The sequence below is a fragment of the Streptomyces sp. Y1 genome (assembly GCF_041053115.1).
Lineage (GTDB): Bacteria > Actinomycetota > Actinomycetes > Streptomycetales > Streptomycetaceae > Kitasatospora > Kitasatospora rubellomurina.
In genome coordinates, this window is record NZ_CP163445.1 from 5,531,501 (window position 1) to 5,546,964 (window position 15,464).

The following is a 15,464-nucleotide window of genomic DNA, read 5'->3' on the forward strand; positions in this document are numbered from 1 at the left end:
ATCTCGGGCGGAACGATTCTCCGATGGCGGAGTGTGACGAGAGCGTGACGGAGCGGTGTGGTCCGATGGGCCTGATCCCGTTCTCCACCTCCCGAGAGGACACCATGCTCCCCTCCCCCCTCAGCCGCGTCGCGCGCGCCCGGCGGATCGCCCGCCGGGCCGTCGTCGCGGGGGCGGCCCTCGCCGCCGTCGCCGGCCAGCTGCTGGCCCCCACCCTGGCCGACGCCCGCGGCTCCGGCTCCTCGAAGCCCCACACGCGGGACAGCGTCGTCACGGCGAACCCGCTGCCGTTCACCACGCGGTTCGAGGGCGACTTCCACGGCGGCATCAAGCGGATCAGCAACTCGCTGATGACCTGCGACGAGACCAAGCCGCCGGTCGACCCGGCGCAGGTGTCGTGCCTGGACGCCCGCAAGGGGCTCGGCCCGCTGCCGATCAACAACAAGTACGAGATGAAGTACGTCAACATCGACCCGGGCTCGATCGGCCCGCTCGGTGACCCGATCTACTCGGCCAGCTCCGCCGACCTCGGCCTGATCGACGGCTCCAAGGTCCGGTACGCGCGGCTGTACTGGGGCGGCACCCGCGGCATCGGCGACACCGTGCTGCCGGAGAGCCAGATCGACGAGGTCTACCTGAAGGTCCCGGGCGAGGACCAGTACCGCAACATCGCCAACGACCAGCCGTCCATCGGCTACATCACCACCACCGACGAGAGCAGCTACCAGGCCTCCGCCGACGTCACCGACCTGGTCAAGAACGCCGGCAACGGCACCTACACCGTCGCCAACATGGACTCCGTGGTGAAGCCGCACAGCTGGGGCGGCTGGACGATCGTCGTCGTGTACGAGAACGACTGCCTGCCGAAGCGGCACCTCCACGTCTGGGACGGCTTCCAGGTCGAGCTGCCGGACAGCCCCGAGCTGACGGTCGACCTGCCCGGGCTGCAGACGGAGCAGAGCGGCCCGCCCGCCGCCAAGATGGGCTGGGTCGTCTACGACGGCGACCTCAAGTGGACCGGCGACACCCTCGCCGTGAAGTCCACCAACGGGCCGAGGACGATGTTCTCCGACGTCAACCACCCGGCCGACAACGCCTTCAACTCCACCATCGAGGAGCTGAACCCGGCCGACGCGTTCACCCGGAACCCGACCTACCGCAACAACTTCGGCTACGACTCCGACACCTGGGACGTCTCGCCGTTCCTGCGGGACGGGGACACCGACATCAAGACCATCTTCGACACCACGAAGAACGGCTACGACATCGGCGTCTTCTACGCCTGGGTGAACCTGGACGGCTCGACGGACGTCTGACGGTCCGCCTCGGAAGGGCGCCGCTGCCGCACCACCCGCGGCAGCGGCGCCGCCGTGTTCGGGGAGCGGGCCGCGCCGCGCAGCAGCCGCTCGCAGGGGCGCTCCACCCGGTGGTACAGCACGGCCGCCACGGCCAGCGAGCCGCCGGCCAGCAGCAGCCACACGCCCGCCCTCGCGAGCCCGGGGGCGGGGCGGCCGTACCACGCCAGCCAGCAGCGGATGCCGAGCTCGTGCACCAGGTACCAGGCGTACGACCACTCGCCGAGCCGGACGGCCGCCCGGCCGGCCAGCAGCCGGGGCGCCGTCCCGGCGGCGTCCCGCTGGGCGGCCGCCGCCAGCAGCGCCGCGAACAGCGGCGCGGGCAGCAACTGGGCGGCGCTGTACGGGCCGTACCAGAGCGCGTCCGGGACGGCGGCGTGCCAGGGGACCAGGGCGAGGTGCCAGGCCGCGACGGCGCCGGCGGCCGGGGCGAGCCGCAGCCGGGGGAGCAGGCCGTGCCGCACGGCCAGGCCGGTGACCACGCCGAGGACGAACTGCGGGGTGCGGGTGAGCGGCAGGTAGTCCAGCAGGAAGCCGCGCAGCGCGGCGTCGCCGGGCAGCAGCGCACCGGCCGCCCACAGGGCGGGCCCGAGCGCCGCGCAGAGCGCCGCGAGCGGCAGCCAGGCCCGCCGGCGCGCCCCCGACAGCCGCAGCAGCGCCGGGAACAGCAGGTAGAACCAGGCCTCGGCGCCCAGCGACCAGGAGGCCGGATTGCCGCCGTACACCGTCGACGGCGCCCAGGTGTGCAGCAGCACCAGCGACCACAGGGCGGCCGCGACGGGCAGCGCCGCCCCGATCGCGGCGTCCGCGCCGAGCGACAGCACGGTGGCCAGCGCGTGCAGCGGCCAGATCCGGGCGAACCGCCGGCGGGCGAAGGCACCGGCGGACGCGGCCGAGCCCTGGTACGTCCAGGCGAGGACGAAGCCGGACAGCACGAAGAAGAACGTGACGCCCGAACGCCCGTACCAGGCCAGGGGACTGAGCAGCGGCAGCTCCCCGACCTTGCGGGACAGGTGGTAGAGCACCACCAGCAGGGCGGCCCAGAAGCGCAGCCCGGTGAGCGAGGGCAGACGACTGGGCATCGGGGCTCCGGGGGTGGGGGGATCCGCCGGGTGAACGATTCCGGCGGGTGCCGGGTCACGGGTGCCGGTCACGGGCCGCGTCACCGCAGTGGCCGTCCGGTGGTCACACCCGGCGCGGCGGGCGGCGGGCGCGTAACCTGCTGGACGGGACGGATGGAGGGGCCGATGACGGTGGAGGAGCAGCGGGCCGGAGGCCGGGTGAGCCGGCCGGAGATGCGGCTGGTCAGGCGCGGGTTCGGCGATCCGGCGCAGGCCGTACGGCTGCTGGAGGGCCCGGGCCTGGAAGGGCTGGCCGACGACCCGGTGCTGCTGGACGCGCTCGGCGCCACCGCCGACCCGGACCTCGCCCTGCTCGGCCTGGCCCGGCTGCTGGAGGCCGCCGACGAGGCCGACCGGCACACCCTGCGCGACACCCTCACCACCGCCAAACCGCTGCGCGACCGGCTGCTCGGCGTGCTCGGCGTCTCCGCCGCCCTCGGCGACCACCTCGCCCGGCACCCGCACGACTGGCACGTGCTGGTCACCTTCGAGCTGCGCGACATGCACCCCGGCCCGGAGGACTTCCGCCGCGCCCTCGCCGAGGGCGTCGAGCGCGACGGGCACACCCCGGCGGACGCGCTGCGGATCGCCTACCGCCGCTGCCTGCTGGCGATCGCCGCCCGCGACCTCACCGGCACCACCGACCTCGCCCAGACCGCCGCCGAACTCGCCGACCTGGCCGGCGCCACCCTGCAGACGGCCCTGGACCTCGCCGCCGCGCAGGACCGGGAGGCCGCCGAGGCCTGCCGGCTCGCGGTGATCGGCATGGGCAAGTGCGGCGGCCGCGAACTCAACTACGTCTCGGACGTGGACGTCGTCTTCGTCGCCGAACCGCGCGAGGGCGTCGACGAGCACGAGGCGATCAAGGCCGCCACCCGGCTGGCCGCCGCCCTCACCCGCCTCTGCGCGGACACCACCGGTGAGGGCACCATCTGGCCGGTGGACGCCAACCTGCGCCCCGAGGGCCGCAACGGCCCGCTGGTGCGCACCCTGGCCAGCCACCTCGCCTACTACCAGCGCTGGGCCAAGACCTGGGAGTTCCAGGCCCTGTTGAAGGCCCGCCCGGTCGCCGGGGACGCCGAGCTCGGCGCCGCCTACGTCGAGGCGCTGGCCCCGATGGTGTGGCAGGCCGCCGCCCGCGACAACTTCGTCGCCGACGTGCAGCAGATGCGCCGCCGGGTGATCGACTCCATCCCGGCCACCGAACTGGACCGCCAGCTCAAGCTCGGCCCCGGCGGGCTGCGCGACGTCGAGTTCTCCGTCCAGCTGCTCCAGCTCGTGCACGGCCGCACCGACCCGGCGCTGCGCAGCGGCAACACCCTGGAGGCGCTGGCCGCGCTCTCCCGCGGCGGGTACGTCGGCCGGGCGGACGCCGCCTCGCTGGACCGCGCCTACCGCTTCCTGCGCTCGCTGGAGCACCGCATCCAGCTGTACCGGCTGCGCCGCACCCACCTGATGCCCACCGCCGAGGAGGACCAGCGCCGCCTCGCCCGCTCGCTCGCCCCGCTGATCAACGACGACACCCGCTCCGACCCGGTGGCCGCGCTGCGGCGCGAGTGGAAGCGGCACGCCGTCGAGGTGCGCCGGCTGCACGAGAAGCTGTTCTACCGGCCGCTGCTCGACGCCGTCGCCGAACTGCCCACCGGCGCGGCCGGGTTGAGCCCGGACGCGGCCCGGGCCCGGCTGGAGGCGCTCGGCTACGCCGACCCGGCGGCCGCCCTGCGCCACCTCAGCGCGCTCGCCTCCGGGGTGAGCCGCAAGGCCGCGATCCAGCGCACCCTGCTGCCGGTGCTGCTCGGCTGGTTCGCCGACTCGGCCGACCCGGACGCCGGGCTGCTCAACTTCCGCCAGGTCTCCGACGCGCTCGGCCGCACCCCCTGGTACCTGCGGCTGCTGCGGGACGAGTCCGCCGCCGCCGAGCAGCTGGCCCGGGTGCTGTCGGCCGGCCGGCTCGCGCCCGACCTGCTGCTGCGCGCCCCCGAGGCGGTGGCCATGCTGGGGGACCCGCAGGGCCTGCAGCCGCGCGGCCGGGCGGCCCTGCAGGCGGAGGTCCTGGCCGCGGTCGGCCGGGCCGGGTCCACCGCCGCCGCGGTGGCCGCCGCCCGTTCGGTGCGCCGCCGGGAGCTGTTCCGCACCGCCGCCGCCGACGTGCTCGGCCGGCTCGCCGACGACCCGGCCGAGGCGCTGGACACCGCCGGGGAGGCCCTGACCGCCCTCAACGCGGCCACCCTGGAGGGCGCGCTGCGCGCCTGCGTGGCCGGCTGGGAGGCCGCGAACGGAGGCCTGCCGACCCGGATCTCGGTGATCGCGATGGGCCGCTTCGGCGGCCGGGAGCTGGGCTACGGCTCGGACGCCGACGTGCTCTTCGTCCACGAGCCGCTGCTCGGCTCGCTGGAGGAGGACGCCGCCCGGGCCGCCCAGGCCGTCTGCCACGAACTGCGCACCCTGCTGGCCGCGCCCTCCACCGAGCCGCCGCTGCTGGTCGACGCCGACCTGCGGCCGGAGGGGCGCAGCGGCCCGCTGGTGCGCTCCCTGGCCTCGTACGCGGCGTACTACCGGCGCTGGTCGCACGCCTGGGAGAGCCAGGCGCTGCTGCGGGCCGAGCCGGTCGCCGGGGACGAGGACCTGGGTGCGCGGTTCCGGCAGCTGATCGACCCGCTGCGCTACCCGGGCGTCGGCGTGCCGGAGCGGGACCTGCTGGAGATCCGCCGGATCAAGGCCCGGATCGAGGCCGAGCGGCTGCCGCGCGGCGCCGACCCGACCACCCACACCAAGATCGGCCGGGGCGGGCTGGCGGACGTCGAGTGGACGGTGCAGCTGCTCCAGCTCCGGCACGGCCACGAGCTGCCCGCGCTGCGCACCACCCGGACCAGGGCGGCGCTGGCGGCGGCCGCCGGGGCCGGGCTGGTGACGGCGGCGGACGCCGAGGTGCTGGACGCGGCCTGGGTGCTGGCCTCCCGGGTGCGCTCGGCGGTGATGCTGGTGCGCGGCCGGCCGGGCGACAGCTTCCCCGGGGAGGCCCGGGAGCTGGCCGGGGTGGCCCGCTACCTGGGGTACGGCGCCGGGCACAGCGGGGAGCTGGTGGACGACTACCGGCGCACCACCCGGCGGGCCCGGGCGGTGGTGGACCGGCTGTTCTACGGCTACAGCTGAGCACGCGAGAAGGGGCCCTCCGGAACGGCGGGCCCCTTCGTCGTACGGCTGGGACGGCTAGCGACGGGCGGTGCTGACCGCCGGCTCGCTCCACTGCTCGGGCACGGTGATCGGCGCCTCGGCGGTGCCCCGGGCGGCGGGGACCCGCGGCAGCCGGTAGACCCACTCGTGGTAGAGCCAGCGGGCGGCCAGGAAGCCGGCCGCCAGGCAGATCTCGCCGCCGACGGCGTCCATCCAGAAGTGGTTGGCGGTCGAGACGATGACCAGCAGGGTGGCGGCCGGGTACGCCAGGCCGAGCACCCGGACCCACGTGCGGCGGGCCAGGAAGAAGATCGCCAGACCGCACCACATCGACCAGCCGATGTGCATCGAGGGCATCGCGGCGTACATGTTGGAGACGTGTGCGGCGGGCCCGGAGGCGAACGAGCCCCAGGTGTGGTGGGTCTGCACGGTGTCGATGAAGCCGCCGTCGGTCATCAGCCGGGGCGGGGCCAGCGGGAAGGCGTAGAAGCCGACCAGGGCGATCAGGGTGGTGACGAAGAGCACCGTGCGGGCCGCGACGTAGCGGCCGGGGTGGCTGCGGTAGAGCCAGACCAGGACGCCGATCGTGATGATGAAGTGCAGCGTCGCGTAGTAGTAGTTCATCCCCGTGATGAGCCACCCGACGCCGTCCATCGCGTGGTTGACCGAGCGCTCGACGGCGATGCCGAGGTTCTGTTCGAGGTCCCAGATCCAGCGCGCGTGCTTCTGGGCTATCGACTCCTGCTCGGGGACCGCGTTGCGGACCAGCGAGTAGAGCCAGTAGCTGACCCCGATCAGCGCGAGCTCGAACCAGAGGCGCGGGCGGGCGGGGGAGCGGCGCTGGTCGCGGATGCGGCTGCGCAGCGCGGCGGAGCGGGACTGGGCGACACGGGTGGCTCCTTCGGGCGTACGGGCCGTGGTGCCCGCCGCCGCTGCGGAACCGCCGTCGTGGGCCGCGTCGGCGCGCCCGGCGTCGCCTTGCTGGATCTCGGTCGGTTCCCCCATGGACGAGAAGTCTGCCAGACCTCCCGTAGCCGTCTGCTCATCCTGTGGAAGTGGATTCTTCACCGGCTGTCCCCCTTGAGGGGTAGGGGGCGGATCCCACCGGGGTAGGGGGCGTGATCGGGTCTGGTGGTTACCGGTGGGGCGGACATACGTCCCATTGTCACGCCGACCGTTCCACCGGCGTAATCGGGGTGGCCGTCGCCCCGGGGGGCCCGAGTTTCCGGGCCCGAAACCCTTTCTGCATCTTGCTGAAACATATTGCAGGCCGCTAGCTTCCTGGCAACCCGATCGACCCCTTCCCGACCCTTCCCCCAGGGAGCCCTCAGTGGCCGATACGCCGCTCCGCCGTCCACGGAGCACCCGACGCGCCGCGCGGACCGGACCCGGCGGCCGCACCGCCGTCCTGCTCGCCGCCGCGCTGACCGCCGCCACCCTCGGCGGCGCCCCCGCCGCGCTGGCCGCCGCCCCGCCGGCCCCGCCCTCCGACGCCGCGCTCGCGGCCACCGCCGGGCGGCACGACCTCAGCCGCGAGCAGTTCTACTTCGTCCTGCCCGACCGCTTCGCCAACGGCGACACCGGCAACGACACCGGAGGCATCACCGGCGGGCGGCTGGAGAACGGCTTCGACCCCGCCGACAAGGGCTTCTACCACGGCGGCGACCTCGCCGGGCTGATCCAGAAGCTCGACTACGTCCAGAACCTCGGCACCACCGCGATCTGGATGGCGCCGATCTTCAAGAACAAGCCCGTGCAGGGCACCGGCGACCAGGCTTCGGCCGGCTACCACGGGTACTGGATCACCGACTTCACCCAGGTCGACCCGCACTTCGGCACCAACGAGCAGCTGAAGGAGCTGATAGCCAAGGCCCACGCGCGCGGCATCAAGGTCTTCTTCGACGTCATCACCAACCACACCGCCGACGTCATCGACTACGCCGAGCAGCAGCACGCCTACCGCTCGACCGGCGCCTACCCGACGCTCGACGCGGACGGCAACCCCGTCGACGAGACCGCCACCGCCGACGCGGGCACGCGCTGGCCGCGGACCACCAAGGACTCGTTCCCCTACACCCCGGTCTTCCGCACCCCGGCCGACGCGAAGGCCAAGAGCCCGGACTGGCTCAACGACCCGGCGCTGTACCACAACCGCGGCGACTCCACCTTCGTCGGCGAGTCCGCCACCGAGGGCGACTTCAGCGGCCTCGACGACCTCGACACCCAGAACCCCCGGGTGGTGCAGGGCTTCGAGAAGGTCTACCAGCAGTGGGTCAAGGACGCCGGTGTGGACGGCTTCCGGATCGACACCGTCAAGCACGTCAACATGGCGTTCTGGCAGCAGTGGGCGCCCGCGCTCAAGGACTTCGCCGCCAAGCAGGGCAACAAGAAGTTCTTCATGTTCGGCGAGGTCTACTCCGGCGACCCGGCGGTCACCTCGCCGTACGTCACCAAGGGCAGGCTGCAGGCCACCCTCGACTTCCCGTTCCAGGGCGCGGCCCGCAGTTACGTCTCCCAGGGCGGCTCGGCGAAGAACCTGGCCGACGTGTACGGCCAGGACTACCGCTACACCAGCGCCGACACCGACGCGTACGAGCTGCCGACCTTCCTCGGCAACCACGACATGGGCCGCTTCGGCTCCTTCCTGCTCGCCGACAACCCCGGCGCCGACGAGGCCACCCTGCTCAGGAAGGACCGGCTCGGCAGCGAGCTGCAGTTCCTCACCCGCGGCCAGCCCGTCGTCTACTACGGCGACGAGCAGGGCTTCACCGGCGCCGGCGGCGACAAGGACGCCCGGCAGGACCTGTTCGCCTCGAAGACCGCCTCCTACAACGGCGACCGGGTGCTCGGCGGCACGCCCGGGCCGGCCGACCGGTACGGGCAGGGCGGCGAGCTGTACCAGGGCATCGCCGGGCTGGCGAAGCTGCGCCGGGACAACCCGGCCCTGGCCGACGGCGCGCAGATCGAGCGGTACGCGGCGGACGGCGCGGGCGTGTACGCCTTCTCCCGGATCGACGCCGGGCAGCAGGTCGAGTACCTGGTGGCGGTGAACAACGCGACCGAGGCGAAGACCGTCACGCTGGACACCTTCTCGGCGGGCATGGGCTTCGACCGGATCTACCCGGCGGCCGATGCCGCGCTCACCTCGGGCGCCGACCGCAAGGTCACCGTCACCGTGCCGGCGCTGTCCTCCGTCGTGTTCAAGGCGGGCGGCAGGCTGGCACCGGCCGCCGCCGCGCCGCAGCTGTCCGTCCAGCCGCCCGCGGACGGGTCCACCGGGCTGGTGACCATCGGGGCGAGGACCGACGGCGGCTTCGGCCGGGTCAGCTTCGCCGCGCAGGTCGGCGACGGCCCCTGGCGGACGCTGGGCACCTCGGACACCGGGAAGTACGCCGTCACCCAGGACCTGGGCGGCGTCGCCCCCGGCACGGTGGTGCGCTACAAGGCCGTCGTGCAGGACGCCGGCGGCCACCTGCGCTCCGCCACCGCGAGCTTCACCACCGGCACCCCCGCGCCCGCGCCGGCGCCCACCGCCGGCTCCCGCCCGTACGCCGTCGTCCACTACAACCGGCCGGACGGCGACTACGACGGCTGGAACCTCTACGCCTGGGGCGACCTCGCGGACGGCGAGGGCACCCAGTGGCCCGCCGGGCACCCCTTCACCGGGCGGGACGCGTACGGCGCCTTCGCGTACGTGAAGCTGAAGCCGGGCGCCTCGGACCTCGGCTTCATCGTGGAGAAGAACGGCACCAAGGACGTCGACGCCGACCGGCACCTCGACGTCGGCGGCACCGGGGAGGTCTGGCTGAAGCAGGGCGACCCGACCGTGCGCACCACCAACCCCGGCCCGGCGAACAGCCAGCCCGCCAACACCGCCGTCATCCACTACAACCGGCCGGACGGCAGCTACGACGGCTGGGGCCTGCACGACTGGACCGGCGCCGCCAACCCCACCGACTGGGGCAAGCCGCTGATGCCCGCGCGCCGCGACGCCTTCGGCGCCGTCTTCGAGGTGCCGCTGGCCCCCGGCGCGACCAGCCTCAGCTACATCCTGCACAACGGCAACGACAAGGACCTGCCCGCCGACCAGTCGCTGGACTTCGCCCAGAACGGCCGGGAGGTCTGGATCCTGGGCGGCCGCGAGGGCTACCTGCTGCCGCAGAACCCGGCCGCCTCCTCGCAGGTGGACCTCTCCGGCGCCAAGGCGCAGTGGATCGACGCGCGGACCGTCGTCGTCCCGGCGGGCTACGGCGCGAGCGACGCCGCGCTGGCCGGCGGCACCAGCGCCCAGCTGGTCTACGACCCCGAGGGCGGCATCCGCGCCGACAAGGGCGTGCTGACCAAGCCCGGCAAGTGGCTCCGGCTCACCCCCGTCGCCGGCGGGCTGACCGACGCCCAGAAGGCCGCATACCCGCACCTGGCGGGCTACCGGGCCTTCACCGTGGACGCCCGGGACGCCGCCCGCGTCCCGGCCGCGCTGCGCGGCCAGCTGCTGTTCACCGAACACCTGCCGAACGGCGCCGTGCTGGCGGGCACGGGCGTCCAGATCCCCGGGGTGCTGGACGACCTGTACGCGCGCCGCACCGGCAAGGTGGACTTCGGCCCGGCCTACTACGACGGCAAGGTCGCCCTCTCGCTCTGGGCGCCGACCGCGCAGCAGGTGTCCGTCCAGGTCTTCGACAGCGCCACCGGGGGCACCCCGAAGACGCTGCCGATGACGCGGGACGACGAGACCGGCGTGTGGGAACTCGTCCGCGACAAGGGCGAGTTGAACGGCAAGTACTACCTGTACCAGGTGAAGGTCTGGGCGCCCTCGGTGCAGCAGCTGGTGGTCAACACCGTCACCGACCCGTACTCGGTGGCCCTCGCCGCCGACTCCACGCGCAGCCTGGTCGCCGACCTGGACGCCAAGGAGCTCAAGCCGCAGGGCTGGGACGAGCAGACCCGCCCGCAGGCCGTCCCGCCGGCGCAGCAGCAGATCCAGGAGCTGCACGTCCGGGACTTCTCGGTCGAGGACCCGAGCGTCCCGGCCGCCGAGCGCGGCACCTACCTGGCGTTCACCGAGTCGAATTCGGCCGGCATGAGGCACCTCCGGGACCTCGCCAAGGCCGGGGTGACGACCGTCCACCTGCTGCCGACCTTCGACATCGCCACCATCCGGGAGAACCGGGCGGACCAGAAGCTGCCCGCCTGCGACCTCGCGTCCCTCCCGCCGGACGGGCCGAAGCAGCAGGAGTGCGTGGCGGCCGTCGCCGCCGACGACGCGTACAACTGGGGCTACGACCCGCTGCACTACAACGTGCCGGAGGGCTCGTACGCCACCGACCCGACCGGCACGGCCCGGACGCTGCAGTTCCGGCAGATGGTGCAGGCGATGCACGCGGCCGGGCTGCGGGTGGTGCTCGACGTGGTCTACAACCACACCGCCGCCAGCGGCCAGGCCGAGCACTCCGTGCTGGACCGGGTCGTCCCCGGCTACTACCAGCGGCTGGACGCCAACGGCAAGGTGACGACCGACAGTTGCTGCGCCGACACGGCGCCCGAGCACGCCATGATGAACCGGCTGGTGGTCGACTCGGTCACCCTGTGGGCCCGCGAGTACCAGGTCGACGGCTTCCGCTTCGACCTGATGGGCCTCGACCCGAAGTCCACCATGCTGGACGTGCAGGCCGCGCTGCGGAGTATGACCCCGGAGTCGGACGGCGTGGACGGGAAGAACGTCTTCCTGTACGGCGAGGGCTGGAACTTCGGCGCCGTCGCCGACAACGCCCGCTTCGAGCAGGCCACCCAGCGGAACATGGCCGGCACCGGCATCGCCACCTTCGACGACCGTCTGCGCGACGCCGCCCGCGGCGGCAACTTCATGCTGAGCTCCGCGCCGCAGCAGGGCTTCGCCTCCGGCCTGTACTCCGACCCCAACGGCTCGGCCGCGAACGGGAGTCCGGCGGAGCAGAAGGCCCGGCTGCTGCACCAGATGGACCAGCTGAAGGTCGGGCTCACCGGCAACCTGGCCGGCTACTCCTTCACCGACAGCTCGGGCAAGGCCGTCACCGGCGCCCAGGTCGACTACAACGGCGCCCCGACCGGGTACGCGGCCAAGCCGGGCGAGGCGGTGGAGTACGTGGACGCCCACGACAACACCGACCTGTTCGACGCGCTCGCGTACAAGCTGCCGACCGGCACCTCGCCGGCCGACCGCGCGCGGATGCAGGCGCTCGGGCTGTCGCTGACCGCGCTCACCCAGGGCGCGGGCTTCGCCCAGGCCGGCAGCGACCTGCTGCGCTCCAAGTCGCTCGACGCCAACTCCTACGACTCGGGCGACTGGTTCAACGCGATCCACTGGGACGCGGCCCAGGGCAACGGCTGGGGGCGCGGCCTGCCGATGGCGAAGGACAACCAGGAGCTGTGGCCGACCGCCAAGTCCCTGCTGGCCGACCCGCGGCTGACCGTGGGGGCCGGCGACATCCGGGCGACCACGGCGCAGTTCCAGGAGTTCCTGCGGATCAAGCGGTCCTCGCCGCTGTTCTCGCTGCCGACCCTGGCCGACGTCCAGCAGCGGCTGTCGTACCCGCTCTCCGGCACGCCCGGCGAGACGCCCGGGGTGATCACCCTGCACCTGGACGGCACCGGGCTGGCGGGCGCGGAGAAGGGCGTCACCGTGGTCTTCAACGCGACGCCCACCGCGCAGTCGCAGACCGTGGACGGACTGAAGGGGACGAGCCAGGCGCTGCACCCCGTCCAGGCGGGCGGCGCGGACCAGGTGGTGAAGCGCTCCGGCTTCGACGCCGCGACCGGCACCTTCACCGTGCCGGGCCGCACGGTGGCGGTGTTCGTACAGAACTGATCTCCTGACGGCCGGCCACCACCGGGCCCCGCACCGCCGTTCCCGGCGGTGCGGGGCCCTTTCCGGTTCACCCGGCGTGCGGGGTTGGCCGGAAACAGTCGTTGGCACGGCCGGAACTGTGACGTGCCGGGCGCCGGCGGTGCTGCTCCCTACCCGGCGGTACGGGCGCCAAGACCGGTTGCTGGTCAGCGACTTCCGGTGGTGATCGAACTTTCCGGGTGGCATGAAAACCGTGTTCAGGCTTGGTCATGCCGTAACACAACTGACGACCAGTCGCCCATACGGTTTCGGTAATGAATCGGCCAATCAGTGGCATGCATCTGTCATTAACGAGTCGTTTGCTGCCACGATTCCTCCGGCTGCAGACGAGGGGGCCCCACCCCCCGGTGCAGCAGGACCAGTCCAGGTGCAGCGCGTCCCTGCAACGACTAGTGAGCACCGACGACCGCACCCCCGCCGCACACCGCGGGCGGGGGCCCCCACTGCGCCGCAACCCTGCGGCCCAGGTTCTCTCCACCGGGTGCGAACCGGCACCGGTCGGAAAAGGAGTCCGCATGTCACGTTCCGCTCACGTCCGGAAGGCGGCGGTCGTCATGGCCGCGACCACCGCGCTGCTGGTCACCGGCATACCCGTCATCGCGCAGGCCGCCACGCCCGACGCGCCGACCGCCGTCGCCGCCCAGCAGTCCTCCCGGGCCGCGCTGATCGCCTCCGCGAACCAGCAGTCCGCCTCCTTCGCCCAGGCCCTCGGCCTCAGCGGCCAGGAGAAGCTGGTCACCAAGGACGTCGTCCAGGACGCCAACGGTGCCCGCCACCTGCGCTACGAGCGCACCTACGCCGGACTCCCGGTCCTCGGCGGCGACCTGATCGTCCACCAGGACGCCGCGGGCGCCACCAAGAGCGTGACCAAGGCCAGCCAGGCCAACCTCGCGGGCGTCGACACCGCCCCCGCGCTGGCCGCGCCGAAGGCCCAGGAGGCCGCGCTGGCCGCCGAGCAGGGCACCGTCGAGACCGCCCCGCGCCTGGTCGTCTGGGCCGCCGGCGACACCCCGAAGCTCGCGTACGAGACCGTCGTCAACGGCAAGGAGTCGGACGGCACCCCGAGCAAGCTGCACGTCGTCACCGACGCCAAGACCGGCGAGGTGCTGAGCAAGGCGGACGGCATCAAGCGCGGCTCCGGCACCGGTGTGTTCGTCGGCAACGTGCCGCTGACCACCACCCAGAGCGGCGGGCAGTACCAGCTCAAGGACACCACCCGCGGCGGCCAGTACACCACGGACATGAAGAACGGGACGTCCGGCAACGGCACCCTGTTCACCAAGTCCACCGACACCTGGGGCAACGGCCAGGCCAGCAACCGCGAGTCGGCCGCCGTCGACGCCGAGTACGGCGCCGCCGTCACCTGGGACTTCTACAAGAACACCTTCGGCCGCAGCGGCATCAAGAACGACGGCGTCGGCGCCATGAGCCGGGTGCACTACGACACCGGCTACGTCAACGCCTTCTGGGACGACGGCTGCTTCTGCATGACCTACGGCGACGGCTCCGGCGACACCCACCCGCTCACCGAACTCGACGTCTCCGGCCACGAGATGACCCACGGCGTCACCTCGGCCACCGCCAACCTGAACTACTCGGGCGAGTCCGGCGGCCTCAACGAGGCCACCTCGGACATCATGGGCTCGATGGTCGAGTTCTACGCGAACCTGCCCGCCGACAACCCGGACTACCTCATCGGCGAGCTCATCGACATCAACGGCAACGGCACGCCGCTGCGCTACATGGACAAGCCCTCCAAGGACGGTCAGTCGGCCGACTCCTGGTACTCGGGCGTCGGCAACCTGGACGTGCACTACTCGTCCGGCGTCGCCAACCACTTCTTCTACCTGCTGGCCGAGGGCAGCGGCGCCAAGGTGATCAACGGCGTCAGCTACAACAGCCCGACCGTCAACAACATCACCGTCTCCGGCATCGGCCGGGACAAGGCGCAGCAGGTCTGGTACAAGGCGCTGACCGCGTACATGACCTCCACCACCGACTACGCCGCCGCCCGCACCGCGACCCTGAACGCGGCCACCGACCTGTACGGCGCCAACAGCGCCGAGTACAACCAGGTCGCCACCGCCTGGGCCGCCGTCAACGTCGGCTCGCTGCCGAACCCGGGCGGCGTCACCGTCACCAACCCGGGCAACCAGTCGACCGCGGTCGGCGGCTCGGTCAACCTGCAGATCAAGGCCTCGGGCGGCACCGCGCCGCTGTCGTACAGCGCGAGCGGCCTGCCGGCCGGCCTGGCGATCAACGCCTCCACCGGCGTGATCACCGGCTCCCCGACCGCGGCGGGCAGCTCCAACGTCACCGTCACGGTGAAGGACAACGCCGGCAAGACCGGCACCACCAGCTTCACCTGGACCGTCACCGGTGGCGGCGGCGGCACCTGCACCCCGGCGCAGCTGCTCGGCAACCAGGGCTTCGAGACGGGCACGGCGGCGCCGTGGACGGCTTCGAGCGGCGTGGTCGACAACAGCTCCTCGCAGGCGGCGCACGGCGGCTCGTGGAAGGCGTGGCTGAACGGCTACGGCAGCGCCCACACCGACTCGCTGTCCCAGACGGTCAGCATCCCGGCCGGCTGCAAGGCGACGCTGAGCTTCTGGCTGCACATCGACACCGCGGAGACCGGCTCGACCGCGTACGACAAGCTGACCGTGTCGGTGAACGGCACCACGCTGAAGACCTACTCCAACGTGGACGCCGCCGCCGGGTACCAGCAGCGCACCTTCGACCTGTCGGCCTACGCGGGCCAGACGGTCACCCTGAAGTTCAACGGCGTCGAGGACTCCTCGCTGCAGACGAGCTTCGTGATCGACGACACCTCCATCCAGACCAGCTGAGGTCGCACCGGCTCCCTGAGGGACCGGTGAACCAGGACAGGTGAGGGGCCCGGCGGCTACGGCCGCCGGGCCCTTGTCGTGT

6 protein-coding genes are annotated in these 15,464 nt (G+C 72.8%); 4 read left to right on the plus strand and 2 right to left on the minus strand.

What is annotated here, in order from left to right:
• Window positions 1-23 precede the first annotated feature (23 nt).
• Window positions 24-1,316, plus strand: coding sequence for a hypothetical protein (locus AB2U05_RS24000; protein WP_369184225.1), 1,293 nt, complete (start codon window positions 24-26; stop codon window positions 1,314-1,316).
• Here the strand turns inward: AB2U05_RS24000 and AB2U05_RS24005 are convergent.
• Window positions 1,277-2,437, minus strand: coding sequence for an acyltransferase family protein (locus AB2U05_RS24005; RefSeq protein WP_369184226.1), 1,161 nt, complete (start codon window positions 2,435-2,437; stop codon window positions 1,277-1,279). The genes AB2U05_RS24000 and AB2U05_RS24005 overlap by 40 nt on opposite strands.
• Window positions 2,438-2,602: 165 nt before the next feature.
• Here AB2U05_RS24005 and AB2U05_RS24010 point away from each other — a divergent pair, with 165 nt between their 5' ends.
• On the plus strand, window positions 2,603-5,629 hold the full coding sequence (locus AB2U05_RS24010) for a bifunctional [glutamine synthetase] adenylyltransferase/[glutamine synthetase]-adenylyl-L-tyrosine phosphorylase (RefSeq protein ID WP_369184227.1): 3,027 nt from the start codon (window positions 2,603-2,605) through the stop codon (window positions 5,627-5,629).
• A 57-nt stretch (window positions 5,630-5,686) separates the two neighbouring features.
• Here AB2U05_RS24010 and AB2U05_RS24015 read toward each other — a convergent pair whose 3' ends face one another.
• On the minus strand, window positions 5,687-6,655 hold the full coding sequence (locus tag AB2U05_RS24015) for a phosphatase PAP2 family protein (RefSeq protein WP_078860296.1): 969 nt from the start codon (window positions 6,653-6,655) through the stop codon (window positions 5,687-5,689).
• Between the two features lie 403 nt (window positions 6,656-7,058).
• Between AB2U05_RS24015 and pulA the strand changes: the two genes are divergently transcribed.
• Complete coding sequence (gene pulA, locus AB2U05_RS24020; RefSeq protein ID WP_369185986.1) at window positions 7,059-12,494, plus strand: pullulanase-type alpha-1,6-glucosidase; 5,436 nt, start codon at window positions 7,059-7,061, stop codon at window positions 12,492-12,494.
• 554 nt (window positions 12,495-13,048) lie between these two features.
• A complete protein-coding gene (locus AB2U05_RS24025) occupies window positions 13,049-15,382 on the plus strand; it encodes a M4 family metallopeptidase (RefSeq protein WP_369184228.1) in 2,334 nt (777 codons plus the stop codon).
• Window positions 15,383-15,464 lie beyond the last annotated feature (82 nt).